At 69.1% G+C, this 18,889-nt stretch carries 17 protein-coding genes; 13 read left to right on the plus strand and 4 right to left on the minus strand.

Going from position 1 to position 18,889, the window contains the following annotated elements; translation table 11 throughout:
• Positions 1 to 313: 313 nt before the first annotated feature.
• Positions 314 to 1,735: a non-reducing end alpha-L-arabinofuranosidase family hydrolase gene (locus ACFYW5_RS15240; RefSeq protein ID WP_389417429.1), complete on the plus strand. Its 1,422-nt coding sequence runs from the start codon at positions 314 to 316 to the stop codon at positions 1,733 to 1,735.
• Positions 1,736 to 1,805: 70 nt separating this feature from the next.
• Here ACFYW5_RS15240 and ACFYW5_RS15245 read toward each other — a convergent pair whose 3' ends face one another.
• Positions 1,806 to 2,438 carry a TetR/AcrR family transcriptional regulator gene (locus ACFYW5_RS15245; protein ID WP_389417430.1) on the minus strand — a complete coding sequence of 211 codons (633 nt, stop codon included), beginning with the start codon at positions 2,436 to 2,438 and terminating at the stop codon, positions 1,806 to 1,808.
• Between the two features lie 134 nt (positions 2,439 to 2,572).
• Between ACFYW5_RS15245 and ACFYW5_RS15250 the strand changes: the two genes are divergently transcribed.
• From ACFYW5_RS15250 to ACFYW5_RS15300, 11 genes are all read left to right on the plus strand, one after another.
• Positions 2,573 to 3,718, plus strand: a complete 1,146-nt coding sequence (locus ACFYW5_RS15250) for a VOC family protein (protein ID WP_389417431.1) — start codon at positions 2,573 to 2,575, stop codon at positions 3,716 to 3,718.
• Positions 3,719 to 3,747: 29 nt separating this feature from the next.
• Positions 3,748 to 4,686 (plus strand): fumarylacetoacetate hydrolase family protein, encoded by a 939-nt coding sequence (locus ACFYW5_RS15255; RefSeq protein WP_389417432.1) that lies wholly within the window; start codon positions 3,748 to 3,750, stop codon positions 4,684 to 4,686.
• Positions 4,687 to 4,695: 9 nt separating this feature from the next.
• Positions 4,696 to 6,273 (plus strand): bifunctional 3-(3-hydroxy-phenyl)propionate/3-hydroxycinnamic acid hydroxylase, encoded by a 1,578-nt coding sequence (locus ACFYW5_RS15260; protein WP_389417433.1) that lies wholly within the window; start codon positions 4,696 to 4,698, stop codon positions 6,271 to 6,273.
• 353 nt (positions 6,274 to 6,626) lie between these two features.
• On the plus strand, positions 6,627 to 6,992 hold the full coding sequence (locus tag ACFYW5_RS15265; RefSeq protein WP_389417484.1) for a DUF6415 family natural product biosynthesis protein: 366 nt from the start codon (positions 6,627 to 6,629) through the stop codon (positions 6,990 to 6,992).
• 68 nt (positions 6,993 to 7,060) lie between these two features.
• The gene (locus ACFYW5_RS15270) at positions 7,061 to 8,023 is read left to right on the plus strand and encodes a PDR/VanB family oxidoreductase (RefSeq protein WP_389417434.1); all 963 of its coding nucleotides are present in this window, start codon (positions 7,061 to 7,063) and stop codon (positions 8,021 to 8,023) included.
• Positions 8,024 to 8,161: 138 nt separating this feature from the next.
• Positions 8,162 to 9,367: a cytochrome P450 gene (locus ACFYW5_RS15275; RefSeq protein WP_389417435.1), complete on the plus strand. Its 1,206-nt coding sequence runs from the start codon at positions 8,162 to 8,164 to the stop codon at positions 9,365 to 9,367.
• A 55-nt stretch (positions 9,368 to 9,422) separates the two neighbouring features.
• Positions 9,423 to 10,508: an S-(hydroxymethyl)mycothiol dehydrogenase gene (locus tag ACFYW5_RS15280; protein WP_389417436.1), complete on the plus strand. Its 1,086-nt coding sequence runs from the start codon at positions 9,423 to 9,425 to the stop codon at positions 10,506 to 10,508.
• A complete protein-coding gene (locus ACFYW5_RS15285; protein ID WP_389417437.1) occupies positions 10,508 to 11,140 on the plus strand; it encodes an MBL fold metallo-hydrolase in 633 nt (210 codons plus the stop codon). Before ACFYW5_RS15280 ends, ACFYW5_RS15285 begins: the two co-directional genes overlap by 1 nt.
• A 143-nt stretch (positions 11,141 to 11,283) precedes the next feature.
• Positions 11,284 to 12,153 carry a GyrI-like domain-containing protein gene (locus ACFYW5_RS15290; protein WP_389417438.1) on the plus strand — a complete coding sequence of 290 codons (870 nt, stop codon included), beginning with the start codon at positions 11,284 to 11,286 and terminating at the stop codon, positions 12,151 to 12,153.
• A gap of 91 nt (positions 12,154 to 12,244) precedes the next feature.
• On the plus strand, positions 12,245 to 12,832 hold the full coding sequence (locus ACFYW5_RS15295) for a hypothetical protein (protein WP_389417439.1): 588 nt from the start codon (positions 12,245 to 12,247) through the stop codon (positions 12,830 to 12,832).
• 739 nt (positions 12,833 to 13,571) lie between these two features.
• Complete coding sequence (locus ACFYW5_RS15300) at positions 13,572 to 14,555, plus strand: ArsR/SmtB family transcription factor (RefSeq protein WP_389417440.1); 984 nt, start codon at positions 13,572 to 13,574, stop codon at positions 14,553 to 14,555.
• Positions 14,556 to 14,633: 78 nt separating this feature from the next.
• On the opposite strand, the gene ACFYW5_RS15305 is transcribed toward ACFYW5_RS15300, so the two are convergent.
• The 3 genes from ACFYW5_RS15305 to ACFYW5_RS15315 form a co-directional block, all read right to left on the minus strand.
• Entirely contained in the window at positions 14,634 to 15,047 is a 414-nt protein-coding gene (locus ACFYW5_RS15305; RefSeq protein WP_389417441.1) for a VOC family protein, read from the minus strand.
• A 48-nt stretch (positions 15,048 to 15,095) separates the two neighbouring features.
• Positions 15,096 to 15,659: a GNAT family N-acetyltransferase gene (locus ACFYW5_RS15310; protein ID WP_389417485.1), complete on the minus strand. Its 564-nt coding sequence runs from the start codon at positions 15,657 to 15,659 to the stop codon at positions 15,096 to 15,098.
• Positions 15,660 to 16,011: 352 nt separating this feature from the next.
• Complete coding sequence (locus ACFYW5_RS15315) at positions 16,012 to 17,232, minus strand: metallophosphoesterase (protein WP_389417442.1); 1,221 nt, start codon at positions 17,230 to 17,232, stop codon at positions 16,012 to 16,014.
• A gap of 538 nt (positions 17,233 to 17,770) precedes the next feature.
• Between ACFYW5_RS15315 and ACFYW5_RS15320 the strand changes: the two genes are divergently transcribed.
• A complete protein-coding gene (locus ACFYW5_RS15320) occupies positions 17,771 to 18,124 on the plus strand; it encodes an STAS domain-containing protein (protein ID WP_389417443.1) in 354 nt (117 codons plus the stop codon).
• The last annotated feature ends 765 nt before the right edge of the window (positions 18,125 to 18,889 follow it).

An 18,889-nucleotide genomic window follows, 5' to 3' on the forward strand; every position in this document is an offset into this window, starting at 1 on the left:
GGAGCGGGCGGCGGAGCTTGCGCGATGCACCGGCCCTTGCCGCACATGGAGCAAGGCACTGCACCGCGGTGGCCAAAACGCCGAGGGTCGAGGTTCCATCGAACTTCCGAATATTTCGGCTGCTGCAGCGACTCTTGCGAGAGGTATTGACGCCGTTCACTCGCTCCCTAGTATTCAGTTGCTCGACCCCCCGACAGTCGTTCGATATTGCGAACATTCCCGGAGTCGTCGTGCCCGTATGTCATGCACAGGACATCGACCCTCCGACAGTCCGGACCGACCGGAACCGCCTACTCAAGATTGGGAAGTCCCTATGCGCAGAGGAAGTTTCAGCGCCAGGCACCCAGGTGGGGTGCTCGCTGCCGCGGTTGCGGTCCTCGCCGCGCTGGCGGCGATGCTCGTCGCCACCCCGGCGCAGGCGGCCAGCAGCGGCCCCCTACGCGGTGTCGGCTCGAACCGGTGCCTCGACGTGCAGGGCGCCGGCCAGGCCAACGGCACGTCCCTGCAGATCTACGACTGCTGGAACGGGTCCAACCAGCAGTGGACGTCGACGGACAGCAACCAGCTCACCGTGTACGGCACCATGTGCCTGGACGTTCCGGGGCATGCCACCACGCCCGGTACCCGGGTGCAGATCTGGACCTGTTCCGGCGGCGCGAACCAGCAGTGGCGGCTCAATGCCGACGGCACGGTCGTCGGAGTCCAGTCCGGGTTGTGCCTGGAAGCGGCGGGCGCCGGGACGGCCAACGGCACGGCGGTGCAGATCGGGACGTGCAACGGCGGCAGCAACCAGAAGTGGACCGGCCTGACCGGCACGCCGCCGGACGGCACCTGCGCTCTTCCGTCGACCTACCGGTGGACGTCGACGGGTGTGCTGGCGCAGCCCGCGCACGGGTGGGCCGCGGTCAAGGACTTCACCACCGTGACGCACAACGGCAAGCACCTGGTCTACGCGTCCAACTTCTCGGGATCGTCGTACGGCTCGATGATGTTCAGCCCCTTCACCAACTGGTCGGACATGGCATCAGCCGGTCAGACCGGGATGAGCCAGGCCGCGGTGGCGCCCACGCTGTTCTACTTCGCACCGAAGAACATCTGGGTGCTGGCCTACCAATGGGGTGCGTGGCCCTTCATCTACCGCACGTCGAGCGACCCCACCAACCCCAACGGCTGGTCCGCGCCGCAGCCGCTGTTCACCGGGAGCATCTCCGGCTCCGACACCGGCCCGATCGACCAGACCTTGATCGCCGACGGCCAGAACATGTACCTGTTCTTCGCCGGTGACAACGGCAAGATCTACCGCGCGAGCATGCCCATCGGGAACTTCCCGGGCAGCTTCGGCTCGTCGTACACGACGATCATGAGCGACACGAAGGCCAACCTGTTCGAGGGCGTCCAGGTCTACAAGGTGCAGGGCCAGAACCAGTACCTGATGATCGTCGAGGCGATGGGCGCGAACGGACGCTACTTCCGTTCCTTCACGGCCTCCAGCCTGAGCGGCACCTGGACCCCGCAGGCCGCGAGCGAGAGCAACCCCTTCGCGGGCAAGGCCAACAGCGGCGCCACCTGGACCAACGACATCAGCCACGGTGACCTGGTCCGCAACAACCCCGACCAGACCATGACCATCGACCCCTGCAATCTGCAGTTCCTCTACCAGGGCATGTCCCCGACGGCGGGCGGCGACTACAACCGGCTGCCGTGGCGGCCGGGTGTCCTCACCCTGCGGCGCTGACCTTCCCGCTGCTCCGAGGAACCCCGGCCGTGCGGCGGCCGGGGTTCCTTTCGTCTGCGGCGGCGGCCGGTCAGGCGGGCCCGGGAAGGGGGCGCCGGGCGACCTCGTAGGCGTCGTCCGGGGGGACGCCGAGCATGCGCAGGACCATCTCGGCCAGGTTCACCGCGGCCTCGTCGCCGTCCAGGTCGGGGCGGGTGAAGCGCAGTTCCACCAGGGACAGCAGGGTTCCGCCCAGTGCGGACAGGGCGACCGCCGGGTCGGCGATGGTGAAGCGGCCGGAAGCCGTGCCGACGTCGATGTCCCGCCGTGCGCGTCGGGCCAGGCCGTTGTCCGAGTGGATGTGACCGAGGCCGCGGCGGCGCAGGACCTGCATCAGTTCGGGGTGGGAGTCGGCCATGCGGGCGCTGAGCCGGAAGCCCGCCGCGACGAGTTCCGCCGGGTCGTCGATGCCCCTCAGGCGCTCGTCGAAGCTCTGGCCGAACTCCTCCAGGGCGTCCACCACGGCCGCCTCGAACAGCTCGGTCTTCGATGCGAAGTGGTTGTAGAAGGAGCCGAAGCCGACGTCGGCGCGCTCGGCGATGGCCTGGATGCTGGCGCCGGTGTCCCCGGTCTCGGCGAGGATCTGCCGGGCGGCCCGAAGGAGCGCGCCACGGGTCTCGGCGCGGCGCCGCTCGAACCGGTTGGGCGGGGCTGACGTAGACATGCGCACAGTCTAGCCGCGGCGGCGATGCGGACAGCAGTTCTGATGAATCCATCATTTCCTGTCGGTAACGCCTTGACGACGCAACTGTCAGAGTTGATGATTTCATCACTACGGCGATGTCGCTCGGAGGCACCATGTCTGAACCCCGCGTCCAGGGGGCCGATGTCAAAACGGCCCACCAGGACCTGCACAGCGAACAAGGAGCCCAGCGCGGCGAGCATCCCGGCCGCTCCCGGAACCCCGTGATCAAGGTGGCGGACCTGGCCTGGCTGGAGTTCGAGAAGCCGGACCTGGAGCGGGCCGAGGTGTTCGCCCGGGACTTCGGCTTCCAGGTCGCCGCCCGCACCGACAGCGACCTGTGGCTGCGCGGCACCTTCGCCGGCTCGCCGTGCATGGTGATCCGGCGCGGGCGCACGTCCCGTTTCATCGGCCCGGCGTTCCGCGCGGCGGAGCGTGCCGACCTGGAGCGGCTTGTGCGAGCCACCGGATCCGCTGTCCGGGAGGCGGACGTGCCCGGCGGCGGCAAGGCGGTCGACCTGCTCGATCCGTCCGGTTTCCCGGTGCGGGTGGTGCACTGCGGCGAGCCGCTTCCGGCGCTGCCCGAGCAGCGGCCGCTGCGGCTCAACTTCGGCACGGATCACCGCCGTACGAACGCCCCGCAGCGCCCGCCCCGTGAGCCGTCCTGGATCCAGCGGCTGGGCCATGTCGTCCTGGAGACCCGGGTGTTCGGCCGGGCCCTGAACTGGTATCTGGACACGCTGGGGATGATCGTGTCCGACTTCCTTTTCCTGGACGGGCAGCGCGACCGCGGCCCGACGATGGCGTTCATCCGCTGCGACCTCGGTGGCGTGCCGGCCGACCATCACACGCTGGCGATGCACCTGGGGCCGGGGACCGGCTACGTCCACTCCGCCTACCAGGTCACCGACCTGGACTCGATCGCCGCCGGTGGCGAATACCTCAAGGAGCGCGGCTACCGGCGCAGTTGGGGCATCGGCCGGCACATCCAGGGCAGCCAGCTCTTCGACTACTGGCGTGACCCCGACCGCTTCATGCTGGAGCACTTCGCCGACGGCGACCTGTTCTGCAGCGACGTCGAGCCCGGCTGGGCGCCCATGTCGACCAGCGGCCTGGCCCAGTGGGGTCCGCCGGCCACCCGGGACTTCCTCGGCGCGAGCCCTTCCCCGCGGCGGGTCCGCGACGTCGTCCAGGCCCTGCGCGGCGACAACGAAATGGACCCGGCGCGCCTGCTGGGCCTGCTCAAGGCCACCAAGTCCTGAACCCTCAACCCCCTCACGAAGGCACTGACATGAGCACCAACGTCCTGCGCACGACCGCCGGATGGTGGGTCGTCCGCGACGACCGGGCCCTCCGCGTCGCCACCGCGGCCGCCACCACCGCCGAGCTGATCGCCGGCCGTCAGGCCGTACGAGAGGCGGCACGCTCGGCCGACACGGGCACCCCCGTCGCCGGCCTCGTCGCCCTCTCGCCGGTCACCACCCCCTGCCGCGTGGTCGCTCAGATGGTCAACTACCGCAGTCACGCCCGCGATTCGGGCTTCACGGGCGGCATCCCGCCCACCTTCTTCCGTAAGGCGTCCGGCTCGGTCAGCGGCCCCGGCGACGCCGTCGTCCGGCCCTCCCACGTGCGGCTCCTCGACTACGAGATCGAACTCGGGCTCGTCATGGGCGCCACCCTGCCGATCGGTACCACGGTCGAGGAGCGGGACCTGCCCTCGTACGTCGCCGGACTCGTCGTCACCAACGACGTCAGCGCCCGCGACGTCCAGCTGACCAAGACGCAGTTCTACGAGAGCAAGTCCTACCCCACCTTCACACCGACCGGCCCCTACCTCGCCCTGCTGGAGCCGGAGGACTTCGCCCATCTGCTGGACCTGAGGCTGCGGTTGTCGGTCAACGGCGAGCTGCGCCAGGACCGCACCCTCGCCGACATGATCGTCCGCCCGGCCCAGGCCCTGACCCTGCTGGCCCGCTTCCAGACTCTGGACCCCGGCGACCTGCTGCTGACCGGCACCCCTGGCGGCACGGCTCTCAAGGCCCCGCCGAAGCCGGTCGAGAAGGTCGGCGCGCTGCTGCCGCCCGCCATGAAATGGAAGGCGTTCTTCAAATCCCAGGCGAAGAACCCGCATTACCTGCATACCGGTGACGTGATCACCGCGACCATCGCGACCCCGGACGGCCGCATCGACCTCGGCGAGCAGAACACCCCCGTCACGGACGCGAAGTAGGGACCCGAGGTGAGCCGCACCCCACCGCACGTGCCCGTGGTCATCGTCGGTGCCGGACCCGTGGGCGTGACCGCCGCCCTCCTCCTCGCCCGGCGCGGAATCCGCACCGTCCTCCTGGAACGCCACCGGGACGTCTACCCGCTCCCGCGCGCCGTCGCCGCCGACGACGAAGTCCGCAGGATCCTCCAAGCGGCGGGCGTGGGGGAGGAGTTCGCCGCGATCGCCCGCCCCGCGAACGGCCTGCGGCTGCTGGACGCCCGGCACCGGGTGATGGCCGAGTTCCGCCGCACCGGGCACGGCCGTCACGGCTACCCGCAGACGAGCATGTTCGACCAGCCCGAGCTGGAGCGACTGCTGCGCGAGGCCCTCGCCCGGAACCCGGAGTGCGAACTGCGCGGCGGCGCGGAGGTCACCTGCGTCACCCCGGACGCTGCCGGCCCCGTCCGCGTCACCTACCGCGACGCCGACGGAGAACACCAGTTGTGGGCCGAGGCGGTCCTGGGCTGTGACGGAGCGAACAGCCTCACCCGCGACGCCATCGGCGCCGTATGGGAGGACCTGCGTTTCGAGGAACGCTGGACAGTCGTCGACGTCCGCACGAACGCCGACGTCCGCTGCTGGGAGGGCGTCGACCAGGTCTGCGACCCGCACCGCCCGGCAACCTTCATGCGCGTCGGAGAGGACCGTTACCGCTGGGAATTCCGCCTGACGGACCGCGACGAGCCGGTCCGCGAGCTGGTCGCCCCCTGGCTGCCACCCTCCTACGACGGAGACTTCGAGATCGTCCGCGAGACCCAGTACACCTTCAAGGCACGCATAGCCGACCGCTGGTGCAGCGGACGCGTCTTCCTCCTCGGTGACGCCGCCCACCTCTCCCCGCCGTTCATCGGACAAGGTCTGTGCTCGGGCCTGCGCGACGCCTACAACCTCACCTGGAAGCTCGCCCACGTCCTGCGCCGGGGCGGCGAGGAGCAGCTGCTGGACACCTACGAGAGCGAACGCAAACCGCACGCCCGTCACGTGATACGCCTCGCGGTCGCCATGGGCTGGACCATGACCGGCGGCCAGGACGGCGCCGCCCCACTGCGCCGCAGACTCCTGGCCGCGGCCTGCCGCATACCCGGCTTGACGGAGCTGGCCGGCCCCGACCTCAGCCCGCCCCTGACCGCCGGACCCCTCGTCCGACGCGGTCTCCGCAGGGGCCTGGCGGGTACCCATTGCCCGCAACCGTGGATCACCGCCGCCGGACGGCGTACCCGCGTCGACGAGCTGCTCGGCGACTCCTTCACCATCCTGACCGCCACCCGACCCTGGCCCGCACTGAACGCCCTCGCCCATGCGCTCGGCATCCGGGCGATCCCCGTGCCCGACCTCGCCGACGACGGCACGCTCACAGCCTGGCTGCGCGGTGGCCGGGCGGAGGCCGTCCTGCTGCGCCCCGACCGCGTCGTCATGGACGTCGTCCCGGCCGGCGACCGCGACTTCACCGACACTGCCACCTGGGCGGCCCTGCTGCACACCACCCGCAGCCCTCTCCCACCCCGACACACCGTCGAGCAAAGCCTGCTGAGGAGCACCACACGATGACCAGGCCGGCCCCCTTCATGACCCCCGACCCGCAGGTCGTCGCGGCCAGCCGCATCATGGACTTCGCCCGCAGCACCGGACAAAACGGCACCGACTACGCCGCCCTGCACCGCTGGTCGGTCACCGACCTGGAAGGCTTCTGGGGCGCGGTATGGGAGTACTTCGACATGCCTGGGGGAGGGCACCTACCTCGGCGTCCCTCACCCCGCTCTCACGGAGTTGGACGAGGGCACGCTGGCGTCGTATTGGGCGGTGCCGATGAAGCGGCCCGGCCAGCTGTGCGCCGTGTCGGACGTGCTGGGGCTGGTGATGGTGGGTGTCTGCCTGGCCGACGAGGACGGCGAGGACGCGTCGTGAACGCCACCGGGAGTCGTGGAGCCCCGAGCCCGGCACCGGTGGATGCCCTCACGATGCGCGCGAGTGTCGCCGAGGTACTTTCACCCGATGTGACTCCTACCGATCGGTCCGCGCCGGAGATGCTGACCGGCATGCTGCGCGGCCACCTGCAGCTGATCATCCCCGACGTCGAACAGGCCGCCGAGCGGCTACCCGATGACGACATACCGCGCTACTGCGCGCTCGTATCCGTCCGCGAAGCCCGCACCAAACTGAACACCGGCCCCGGAGTGCTGCCGCATGACGCTGTGGCGTATGTGCGCAGACTCGGCCGATCGCTGCTGGCGCTGTGTGACCTCTACGATTCGTCTCTCACTCAATGAGAATGCCCTCGCTCCGCGACACCGGCCACGCGCATCCTTCCTGCATTCCACAGACGGGAGGCGACAACGTGGTCGTACACAACCTGCTGCCCACCCTGTCCTTGCGGGTCCGAGCCAAGGACGTCGTCGCGGACGGCGTGGTGTCCCTCACCCTGGACCACCCCGACGGTGTGCGGCTGCCGGACTGGACACCCGGATCCCACATCGATCTGGTGCTGCCGAACGGGACGACACGGCAGTACTCCCTGTGCGGCGACCGCTGGGACCCGTACACCTACCGCATCGCCGTCCTGCGCGAGGCGGCCGGACGCGGGGGATCGGTCTACGTGCACGACCGGCTGATGCCCGGTGACCGGGTGGGCGTCGGCGGGGCGCACAACCACTTCCCGCTCGTGCCGGCCGACCGCTACCTGTTCATCGCGGGCGGCATCGGCATCACGCCCCTGCTGCCGATGATCCAGCAAGCCGAACTGGTCCAAGCCGACTGGCAGTTGCTGTACGGCGGCCGCACCCGCGCCTCGATGGCGTTCCGCGCGGTCCTCACCCACACCCACGGCGAGCGCGTGCAGATCAGCCCCCAGGACGAGTACGGCTTGCTCGACCTGGCCGGGTGGCTGAGCGAACCCCTGCCCGGGACCAAGGTCTACTGCTGCGGACCGGCCCCTCTCCTGGCCGCCGTCCAGGAAGCGTGCGCCCACTGGCCCGAACACAGCCTGCGCACGGAACGGTTCACCGCCGCCGACCGGTCCGAGCCCGTACGCCGGACGCCCTTCGAGGTGGAGCTGCGGCGCACCGGCCGTACACTCACCGTCACCCCGGAGGTCTCCGTACTGCACGCCGTCCGCGGGGCCGGCGCCGAGGTGCTGTCCTCCTGCGGGCAGGGCACCTGCGGCACCTGTCTCGTCCCGGTACTGGACGGAATCCCCGACCACCGCGACGCGGTCCTGGCAGACCACGAACGCGCGGCAGGCGACTGCATGCTGCCCTGTGTGTCCCGCTCGCACTCTGACCGCCTCGTCCTGGACCTCTGAGCGTCCGGAACCGGCGGCCGACTGAACCGCTCCGGAACCGGCGGTCGACCTGAGCCGCGCGCTGCCGGATTCCCGAGCCCGTTTGGCACGAACATCCAAGCCCCGCACCGCTTTCCACGAAACGAACATGGAGCCGCCATGACCGTTCCCGCATCGCCCCCGGTCAGCGACGCCGACCCGTTCGCCCCCGAGCACCTGGCACACCCCGAACCGCTCCACCGGCACGTGCGCGAAGCCGGTCCCGTCGTCCGCCTGTCCCGCTACGACGTCCACGCCCTCGCCCGATACCAGGAAGTGCATGCCGCGCTCGTCGACTGGCAGACCTTCCAGTCCGGCGCCGGTGTCGGCCTGGCCAACTTCCGGCACGAGAAGCCGTGGCGCCCGCCGAGCCTGCTGCTGGAGGCCGACCCACCCCACCATGACGCGCCACGCCGCGTCCTGCGCGAGATCCTCGCCCCGCTCGCTTTGCGTCGGCTGCGTGAGTCGTGGCAGGCGTCCGCCGAGGAACTCGTCGACACGGTACTGGCCGACCAGGGACGGGAGTTCGACGCCTTCGAAGCCTTGGCGAAGGCGTTCCCCCTGCGGGTCTTCCCGGACGCCGTCGGTATCCGCCCCGACGGGCGGGAGAATCTCCTGCCCTACGGCAACATGGCCTTCAACGCCTTCGGACCGCGCAACGCCCTCGTGGAAGCCGACGCGCACCGGGTGGGCGAACTGTCGGCCTGGGTGAACGCCCAGTGCACCCGCGAGGCGCTGACCGACGATGGCTTCGGCGCCCGGATCTGGGCCGCCGCCGACCGCGGCGACCTCACCCACGCGCAGGCGCCACTGGTGGTGCGCTCCCTGCTCACCGCCGGCGTCGACACCACCGTGCACGGACTGGCGGCGGCGCTGTACGCCTTCGCCACGCATCCGGAGGAGTGGCAGCGGCTGCGCGCCCGTCCGGAGCTGGTGCGGGTGGCGTTCGACGAGGCGGTGCGCTGGCAGTCGCCGGTGCAGACGTTTTTCCGCACCGCCACCCGCCATGTCGACATCGCCGGTACCCGTATCCCCGAGGGCGGCAAGATCCTGATGTTCCTGGGCGCCGCGAACCGTGACCCGGAGCGCTGGAGTGACCCCGACCGCTTCGACCTCACCCGCGACCCCTCGGGTCACGTCGGCTTCGGCATGGGCATCCACCAGTGTGTCGGCCAGCACGTCGCACGTCTGGAGGCCGAGTCCCTGCTGACCGCCCTCGCCCACCGAGTCGAGCATCTCGAACTCGTCGGGCCACCACGCCGTCACCTCAACAACACCCTGCGCTCCTGGGCCTCACTTCCCGTGCGCATCCTTCCGGCGAACTGACCACCGGTCCAGACGCTCACCCCGGCAGCACCAAACGAAAGAAGGGACCTTCCCCATGCCCCAGCACGTACGCGGTGTCGTCGCCCGCGCCAAGGGCGAACCGGTACGCGTAGAGACGGTCGTCGTACCCGACCCCGGCCCGGGGGAGGCGGTGGTGAAGGTGCAGGCGTGCGGCGTCTGCCACACCGACCTGCACTACCGGGAAGGTGGCATCAACGACGACTTCCCCTTCCTCCTCGGCCACGAGGCGGCCGGTGTCGTCGAGCAGGTCGGACCCGACGTGACCGACGTGGCCCCGGGTGACTTCGTCATCCTCAACTGGCGTGCGGTGTGCGGACGTTGCCGGGCCTGTCGGCGCGGGCGGCCGCAGTATTGCTTCGACACCCACAACGCACGGCAGAAGATGACACTCACCGACGGCACGGAGCTCTCACCGGCCCTCGGTATCGGTGCCTTCGCCGAGAAGACACTCGTCGCCGCCGGGCAGTGCACCAAGGTCGACCCGGCAGCATCCCCGGCGGCCGCGGGGCTCCTCGGTTGCGGAGTCATGGCGGGCATCGGTGCCGCGATCAACACCGGGGGCGTGGGCAGAGGCGACACCGTGGCGGTCATCGGCTGCGGCGGTGTGGGCGACGCGGCCGTGGTCGGCGCACACCTGGCGGGAGCGGCGAAGATCATCGCGGTCGACATCGACGACCGTAAGCTGACCACTGCCAGCTCCCTGGGCGCCACCCACACGGTCAACTCCCGCACCACCGACCCCGTCCAGGCGATCCGCGACCTGACCGGCGGCTTCGGCGCCGACCTCGTGATCGAGGCCGTCGGCCGCCCGGAAACCTACCGGCAGGCGTTCTACGCCCGCGACTTGGCCGGCACCGTCGTCCTGGTCGGCGTGCCCACCCCGGAGATGCGACTCGAACTGCCCCTGCTGGACGTCTTCGGCCGCGGCGGGGCGCTGAAGTCCTCCTGGTACGGCGACTGCCTGCCGTCCCGCGACTTCCCCATGCTCATCGACCTCTACCTCCAAGGCCGCCTGGACCTGGACGCCTACGTCAGCGAGACCATCGCGCTGGACGAGGTGGAGGACGCCTTCGCCCGTATGCACAAGGGCGACGTCCTGCGCTCGGTGGTGATCCTCTGATGACCGGCGTACGCATCGAACGTGTCGTGACCTCGGGCGTCTTCACGCTGGACGGCGGCACCTGGAACGTGGACAACAACGTCTGGATCGTCGGCGACGACCGGCAAGCGGTGGTCATCGACGCCGCCCACGATGCCGACGCCGTCGCGGAGGCCGTGGGCGACCGGCAGCTGACCGCCATCGTGTGCACCCACGCCCACAACGACCACGTCAACGCGGCCCCGGCGCTGGCCGCGGCCACCGGCGCACCGATCCTGCTGCACCTGGACGACCGGCTGCTGTGGAAGCACACCCACCCGGACCGCGACCCCGACGGCTACCTCTCCGACAACCAGCGCCTTCAGGTGGCCGGCACGCGACTGCGTGTGCTGCACACCCCGGGACACACCCCGGGAGCCATCTGCCTCCATCTTCCGGAGCTCGCCACCGTCTTCACCGGCGACACCCTGTTCGCGGGCGGCCCGGGGGCGACGGGGCGGTCGTACTCGGACTTCCCCACCATCATCCGGTCGATACGCGACCGCCTGCTGGTGCTGCCCGCCACCACGACGGTCCGCACCGGGCACGGCGCGGACACCACGATCGGCGACGAGGCCCCGCACCTCGCGACCTGGATCGCACGAGGCCGGTGACTCCCCGCCCTCGGCTCGGACCATGACGGGTTGTGCCTGTGTCGGGGACTGCGCGCAGCGTCAGGCGCATGATCGGATCGGACCACAGCGATCGGGCAGCGGCGGGGCGTCTGCTGCCAGGGTTGGAGTCGAAAGGAGGCCTCATGATCTCGGCACTCAACCAGCTTGTGGACCTTGTCGAGGAGCATCTCGCCGAGGAGCTTGACGTCGACGGGCTGGCCGGGTCGCTCGGTACCACCGAGTACCACCTGCGTCGGATGTTCTCGTCACTGGCCGGCATGCCGCTGTCGGAGTACGTGCGGCGGCGCCGCATGACCGTTGCCGCCGCCGACGTCGTCCGGGGTGAGGGGGATCTGCTGGGCATCGCCGTCCGGTACGGATACGGATCGAGTGAGGCGTTCGGACGAGCGTTCCGCGCGGTCCACGGCGCCGGCCCCAGTGACGTACGCCGTGATGGAGGCCCCTTGCGCACACAACCGCTGCTCAGGTTCCGCCTGACCGTCGAAGGGAGCACCCCCATGGACACCCGTCTCGTAGACCGCCCCGCATTCCGGCTGGTCGGACACGCAACCCGCGTTCCGCTCATCCATGAGGGCATCAACCCGCACATCCAGGAGCACATCGCCGCGCTGCCGCAGGAGGAGCATCTGCGACTCAAGTCTCTCAGCGACACCGAACCCGCGGGATTGCTGCAGGTCAGCGACGACGTCGATCCCGACGGCAGGGAGGGCACCGAGCTGACCTACCTGCACGGAGTTGCCCTCAGCCGGGACACGCCGGTGCCGGACGGACTCGACGCCATCGAGGTAACAGCGGGCATGTGGGCGGTCTTCCGTATCAGCGGACCGCATCCGCAAGCCCTGCAGACGACGTGGGCCGCGACCGCGACGGAATGGTTCCCCTCCAACCCGTGGCGGCTGCGGCCGGGGCCCTCAATCGTCGCGATCCTCGACCGGGCGGACGATTTCAGCACGGCGACCTGCGAGCTGTGGCTTCCCGTCGAACCAGGGTGAGGCATGCCCACTCGCCCAGCGGGGTTGAGCGCCCTCAATGGGTCGGGTGCCCGGCATGTGAGCTGCCGGGCGAGGCCGATAACGTGCGGTCATGGCGATGACGGGGAAGCGGCGGGTCCTGTACCGGCAGGGCAGCGGATTCTGGCGGATGACGGCGAAGTGGGTCCTGGTCTTCGGCGTCGTGTACCTGCTGGACGGCGGGCTGGTTCGGTCGTGGGGCGACGCTTTGGTCTGGCCGCTGATCGGAATCCTGCTGTGGGTGCCGTTCGGGATCGGTGTCGTCTGGTACCCGCAGAAGGACCAGCGCGTCGAGCTGACGGCACGTGAACTGCGGGTATTGCGGAAGCGGTTGCCGATGGAGAAGGTGAACCTGCTGCACGTGGCGCGGCTGTGGTTGGAGGGCCGGTCAACGGCGGACGACCAACCGGTGGCGGAATGGACCCAATTCGACCGGGTGGTGTGGATACCGCTGCTGGACGGCCGAGCCTTCGGCGTGGAGTTCCGTGACCCGGCCGCCTTCGCCAAGGTGTTCGGCGCCTTCGCGGTCGCGGCGTGCGGCGGGCCCGACTTCGTACGCGCGAGGGCCGCAGCGGAGACCTACCCGGATCCGCTGCCGATGCGCCGCCGCCCCACCGACGACACAGGCTCCTGGGCGGACCTCCTGGACATCTTCAACTGATGCCCAGAGACGTCGGGATGAGGTTCAGGAGCGGGTGACCAAGCACGCGGCGCAGGACTCACGCCCCCGATGGGCTCCGGTTCAGACGTTCGGTGACTGGCCGAGGTAATTGTTGTTGAGCCATCCTGCCGAATTCACTTTCACCGAGCTAGGCTTGCTGAGGGTCTTCCCGAAGCATACCGACCACGAGTTCGCCCCAACCCCCGATGACGGGCACTCCCAATAGCCCCCGTAAGTCGCGGGGACGGCGGTCCACAGGTTCACCTCTGCCTTCGCACTGAAGAGGACGGATCGGTTGTTGCGCACGATCACTGCTGCCTGCACGGTGCCTCCGCCTGACGACCTGATCGCACAGACCTGCGCGAGTACAGAGGTGTCGACCGTCTTGCTGCCGGCGCACGCCCACGTGGCGGAGCTGGAGGTAATCGGATTCGTGTTGCCGTAAGCACGCCAGGTGCCGGCATCTGCAGCTGCGGCGGGGCTGGCGGTTGCCAGACTCTGGCCGAGAACGGCAGTGATGGCGACTAACGAACCTGCGCCCGTTCGCGTAACTCGCATGCCTCCCATGCTTTTGGGGTAACGGGTGCACAACCTCACGTCGTACGGAGACAACCGCCTCAGAACGGGCAGCGAGGTCGCTGCCGTTGTTCGGAGCCACGACGTAACCGCGCGTGGACTTCGCGCCGGAAAGCATTCGAGCCCGTTCAAATCCATCGCGACGACTGCTACCGTCGGCGCGGTGCTCACTCTGCGTGTAGACGCCGACACCATGGCCAGGACGCGGTTAGCCCCTTCCCCCGCGTCCGAGTCCATGGCGTGGTTAAAACTCACTGCCGCGTCGGGACGGCACCCGGTGTTCGGAGATCCCGGACCACGCGCCCGCGCGTCACTTGCCCATCCGGACGTTGCCCTGCTCGCAGACCTGCTGCCGCGAAACGGCGACACCTACATACCTGACCTGCTCACCCCTCAGCCAGGGACGGGCGCGCAGCGTCGTGACCTGCTCGACGAGCAGATCGCGCAGATCGAGGCCGCAGCGCAGGAAGACCTGGAAACCCAGGTCTTCACCTACACCCGTACCCACTGGAACAGGCCGCTGCTGGCCACGACCCGCCGGATCGCCGAGTCGGGTCGGATGCAGCGTCATCTCGCCAACGGTCTAGCCCGGTTCTGGCGTGATGCCCTCTCCGAGGGCTGGCCCGAACTACGCTCGATCCTCGATCAGGACATCGCCTACCGTGCGACGGCCATCGCCACCCATGGCGTCGGCCGGGCGCTCGGAACACTTCACCCCGACATGGATTGGGCAGGCGACGCGATCATCCTCGCCAAGTCGTGGGATGGCGACATAGATGTCACCGGCCGGGACCTGGTCCTCGCCCCCAGCGTGCTCAACCGGCCCGACGTCATCATCCAGGTCGACACCCCTGGACAGTTCGTCCTCTACTACCCCGCCCAGCGGATCGGAGCCAGCAGGGGGCGCAGGTCCGGAAGGATCGCGCAAGTGGTCGGCAACACCCGAGCGGCCTTGCTGGCGGACCTCGAGACCCCCCGCTCCACCAAGGAACTCGCCGCCCGGCTCGGATACACACCGGGCACCGTCTCCTACCACCTGAGCGCACTGCACCGCGCCCGCCTCGTCACCAAGGTCAGAGACGGGCGCTACGTGGTGTATCAGCGGACCGCACATGCGGCAGGTCTGCTGGAAGAAGCCCGCGGCTGACATGGTGGCCGTCTGTTACCTGGCCACCGTCCACATCACCGCCATCAGCGAATGACTCCGCCTACTTCGAAACACGGCCTACTGGTCGTGCCTGGGCCAGGTCGGGCCCTGATCGGTCCAGGTGACACCCTTGTTGCGGCAGAGGCAGAAAGGGTGGCCGATGGGATCGGTGTAGACGCGGAAGCCGTAGCCGTCGGGGCCGACGCAGTCCCGCTGAAGGGTCGCGCCGAGGGCGAGGATGCGGCGTTGTTCGGCCTCGATGTCGTCGACTTCGAAGTCGAGGTGGAACTGCTTGGGGTGCTCGCTGTCGGGCCACTGCGGGGCGCGGTAGTCCTCCACCTGGATGAAGGCCAGTTCGATCTCGCCGAACTGGATACCGGCCCAGTGCTCGTTACTGCTCTCCTTGACCGGGAGCCCCGTCACTTCGGAGTAGAAGGCTGCCAGCTTCATCGTGTCCGGGCAGTCGATGATGAAGTCGGTTAGTCGTAGCATTCCGCGATCTTGGCACAAGATCAAACGAGCCGGAAGGGCGAGCCCAGGTCAGTCTTGCTGGCGGAAGTCCAGCATGTAGAGGACCTTGTCGTAGCGGTGTTCGCCGACGGCGACGAAGCCGGGCAGACGGCCGTATTCGGTGAAGCCCGATGACCGGTAGAGGTGCAGGGCATTGGTGTTGTCGCCCCGGGCGTCCAGGGTGAGGACCTCGATACCCGCCTCCCGGGCGTCAGCGATCAAGGCAGCGGTCAGCGCCCGGCCGACACCATGACCATGGGCAGCAGCGGCCACCGCGATCTTCTCCAGATCGGCGTGTGGCCGATGGGTCGGCCGGGCGTAACGGAGCCAGTACCCCAACCCCACCAGCCGACGGTCGAGATAAGCGACCCGCAGGGCCGCATCCCCGGCTTGCACCGCAGAGACGACGTGGCCGAGAAGTTCCGCCACCTCATCCGGCGAGGGTGGTTCGACCCAGCCCAGCGCGGCACCTCCACTGACCAGGTCCGACAGGATCTGGTGTGCCGAGGGGGCAAAACGAGCCTCCAGATCCGGATCGGAAGTCAGCTCCATGGCGTCAAGGATTACGGGCTCATTGGTCACACCGCTGGTCATGGCCGAATTCATGTCCGAGAGCCTAGCCAGCCCAATGCCCAGCCGAGACCTCTCTCGCTCCAGCCACGTTACTGACCCGCGCTCCCATTCCAAGCCTCATTGGATCAGGTCGGTGCGCGGGTGCCCGGGGGAGGTCGGGCAGACGTAGAGCTGCATGTGGTCGGTGCTGCTGACTTCCACCTTGTCGACTGCGCGAGGTCCTGGCCGGCCTGATGACTGTCGGCGTAGGAGGCGGCTTGGTCTTCGTACCGTCCTATTCCAAGGAGGCGATGGTCAGCGCTGAACCGGCTGCAATGTCGTCGTGGGCCTCGGCTCAGCAACCTGAAGTTGGTCAACCTGTGCGATCACAGCGTCAGTTGGAGCTGGACCGGTGAGGGGAGCGGAGCACGAGGAGGGTGATCTCGCTGGGGGCGAAGACGCGGAAGGGCGGGCCCCAGAAGCCGGTGCCGCGGCTGGTGTAGAGCAAGGTGCGGGAGCCGTGGTGGCTGAGGCCGGCGAGGGCGGGCTGGTCGAGGCGGACGAGGTGGTGGAAGGGCCAGATCTGGCCGCCGTGGGTGTGGCCGGAGAGTTGGAGGTCGATACCGGCGGCTGCCGCTCGGTCGATGAACTTGGGCTGGTGTGCCAGAAGCAGGACGGGCAGGTCAGGGTCGGCGCCGTCCAGGGCTCCGGCGAGGTGGGCGCGATGGCCGGCCAGGCCGGAGGACTCGGCGGTGACGTCATCCACTCCGGCGACCACAAGGGTGTCGCCTCCGCGTTCCAGCAGCACGTGGCGGTTGCGCAGCGGCTCCCAGCCCAGCTCGTCCATCAGGTCGACCCAGCCCTGGGCCTCGCTGTAGTACTCGTGGTTGCCGGTGACGTAGACACGGGCACGCGTCGCCTGCACGGTGGCAAGCGGGGCGGCCTGGGCACGGCGGCGTTCGGCCGTGCCGTCCGCGATGTCGCCGGTGTGGCAGACCAGGTCGGCCTGCAGGGTGTTCACCTTTTCGCAGACCTGTGCCGACCAGCGGGCGCGGTCGAGGGGGCCGTAGTGGGTGTCGGTGATGAGGACGACGCGCAGGCCGTCCAACCCGGCACCCAGGCGGGGGAGTTGCACGTCGAGTCTGCGTACGCGCGGCACGCGGCGGGCTTCTGCGTAGCCCCAGGCGAGCAGGACGGCGCTGACGCCGAGGACGGCCCAGGTGACGATTCGGGCCCGGTCCTGGCCCTCGCCTACGCCGGCCAAGGTCAGGGCGAGCCGTAGCAGGACGCCGAGTACAACGGACCAGGTGAACAGGACCCAGCTGGTGCCCAACAGAGTGTCACCGACGATCGCAGCCCAGTCCTGCTGGCGCCGACCGTGACCGCGCGCCATCGCGAGCGGCATGGTGACGAGCCCGAGGACGAACAGGCCGGTGCCGGCGAGCGTGATGGGCAGCGGCCAGTGCTGGCCGGTGTGCAGGAGCACCCAACACGGCACAGCCCACAGCAGAACAGGGGCGATCAGCGGGAGGTAGCGCATCACGCGGTGCAGCCAGCTCTGCCGTGGCGCTCGCGCGTCACGGTCGGCGGGTCGGGTGTCGCTGGTGTCGGTCACGCTTCCCCTCACAAACCAGGCTGCCGTCCTGCGCACTGTATCCGCTCGCCTTTGGCCGGGCAGGAAGAGCAGTCACCGGCGCCCTCTTTCGGCTCGCGCGCGACGGCCAGTACGACGCATGCAGCCTCGGCCTAACCTTGGTCGTGATCGCCCTGCTCGGTGCCGCCCCGCACAGTGAGGTAGTACGAGCCCACGTCGGCAACACCAATCAGTTCACCGCGTAGGGGCCCGATGACCGCGGCACGGTGCTGGCCGTATGCGACAAGATCCATGGGCCTCTGGTGACTGAGCGGCCCCTGCGGCCGGGTGACGGCCTGCTGCCGCCCCTCAACGTGGTGGGCTTCCACCAGGGCACAGGCGGGCAGCGTGCCGGCGGCGGAGCGCCACCCGCACCCTCCCACCTTGCGCTCCGATCGATGACTTGAGCTTCCGCCGACAGTGCCTCCACAGCGGCAGTTGATACCTTGGTACGGCGTACTGTGCATGGGTACCGATATTGGCAACGGTGAGTGCCCCTTGAGGGCGGACAGGAGGCGGCATGAGCCAGGCACGCTTGACCGTTTCCGAGCACACCACCGCTGGAGTGCACGTCCTCGCGCTGGCCGGAGAGATCGATCACACTACGGCCGACGTTTTCCGCCAGGCGCTCACCGACGACGACAGATCCGTCCGGTACACGGTCATTGACTTCCGGGACGTCACCTTCATGGACTCGAGCGGTATCAATGTCCTCGTCGTCGCGAACAACGAGGCCCGGGCCTGCGGTGGCTGGCTCCGCTTGGCCCACACTCCCGCCCCCGTGCTCCAGCTGCTGCGCATCGTCGGCCTCGACGACGTCATCCCGCTGTACCCCACTCTCGATCAGGCCCTCGCGCCCGAAACCGCCGCCTGATCCCCGCCCGGTCGATCCCAGGACCGGTGGGCCTGCTGGCTGATCCGGGCGTGCGGGTGGCACTGGGCCCGGTCGCGGGCTTGTGGGAGCGGCTGTTGGGTTGGCGGCAGGACCAGGCCGAGGCGGCGGCGACCCGGTGAGCAATGCGACCCCACGGGTCTGTCTTCTCTCGGTGGTGCCCGGGAGGTCCGGGTATCGGCCTGACGGTCGGCGCACTGGCGGCCTCCGGCCCGCTAGGCATCGGTCTCGGCCTCGCTGCGGCCGATATGGACATCGCCGGTGCGGGCCGTCAGCGGGGCGTCCGGTTCCGAGATCGCCGGGGTAGCAGTAGTCAGCTCCTTCACCCTCGGTGTCGGAGGGGGCGCCAAGCCCGTGTCGAAGGGGAGCGCGGTCGCCGGCCGAGCCGCCACGGGCGTGGATGCCGGGTACGCGCTCCTCGGATACGGGACCAACGAACTGATCACGAGCTAAGGAGTCAGCACTATGACCTTCGCGGCGGGCGGGGCGAGCAGTGGCAGCGCGGTGCTCAGCGTCATCCTGGGCATCGTGTTCATCGCGGCGGTACTGCTGGTGGTGAGGGCGCAGAACCGCAAACGTTGACGCGACCGTTCTGAAGTGTGACCGGCGGTCCTCTCTCCGACACGCTCAAGTCGTGTGCTGTAGGAGGAGCAGCTCTTGTACTCCGGATCCTTCTGATCGTTGCCATCCTGGCGATCCAGCAACTGATGCAAGGCAGTCCGTCTCTTCTATCGAACTGGCCCACAC

It is taken from the genome of Streptomyces sp. NPDC002779 (genome assembly GCF_042888685.1).
GTDB lineage: Bacteria > Actinomycetota > Actinomycetes > Streptomycetales > Streptomycetaceae > Streptomyces.

Coding starts and splice junctions, on each gene's coding strand:
- ACFYW5_RS15240 (WP_389417429.1), top strand. CDS start 314: ATGCGCAGAGGAAGTTTCAGCGCCAGGCACCCAGGTGGGGTGCTCGCT.
- ACFYW5_RS15245 (WP_389417430.1), bottom strand. CDS start 2,438: ATGTCTACGTCAGCCCCGCCCAACCGGTTCGAGCGGCGCCGCGCCGAG.
- ACFYW5_RS15250 (WP_389417431.1), top strand. CDS start 2,573: ATGTCTGAACCCCGCGTCCAGGGGGCCGATGTCAAAACGGCCCACCAG.
- ACFYW5_RS15255 (WP_389417432.1), top strand. CDS start 3,748: ATGAGCACCAACGTCCTGCGCACGACCGCCGGATGGTGGGTCGTCCGC.
- ACFYW5_RS15275 (WP_389417435.1), top strand. CDS start 8,162: ATGACCGTTCCCGCATCGCCCCCGGTCAGCGACGCCGACCCGTTCGCC.
- ACFYW5_RS15280 (WP_389417436.1), top strand. CDS start 9,423: ATGCCCCAGCACGTACGCGGTGTCGTCGCCCGCGCCAAGGGCGAACCG.
- ACFYW5_RS15285 (WP_389417437.1), top strand. CDS start 10,508: ATGACCGGCGTACGCATCGAACGTGTCGTGACCTCGGGCGTCTTCACG.
- ACFYW5_RS15290 (WP_389417438.1), top strand. CDS start 11,284: ATGATCTCGGCACTCAACCAGCTTGTGGACCTTGTCGAGGAGCATCTC.
- ACFYW5_RS15295 (WP_389417439.1), top strand. CDS start 12,245: ATGGCGATGACGGGGAAGCGGCGGGTCCTGTACCGGCAGGGCAGCGGA.
- ACFYW5_RS15305 (WP_389417441.1), bottom strand. CDS start 15,047: ATGCTACGACTAACCGACTTCATCATCGACTGCCCGGACACGATGAAG.
- ACFYW5_RS15310 (WP_389417485.1), bottom strand. CDS start 15,659: ATGACCAGCGGTGTGACCAATGAGCCCGTAATCCTTGACGCCATGGAG.
- ACFYW5_RS15320 (WP_389417443.1), top strand. CDS start 17,771: ATGAGCCAGGCACGCTTGACCGTTTCCGAGCACACCACCGCTGGAGTG.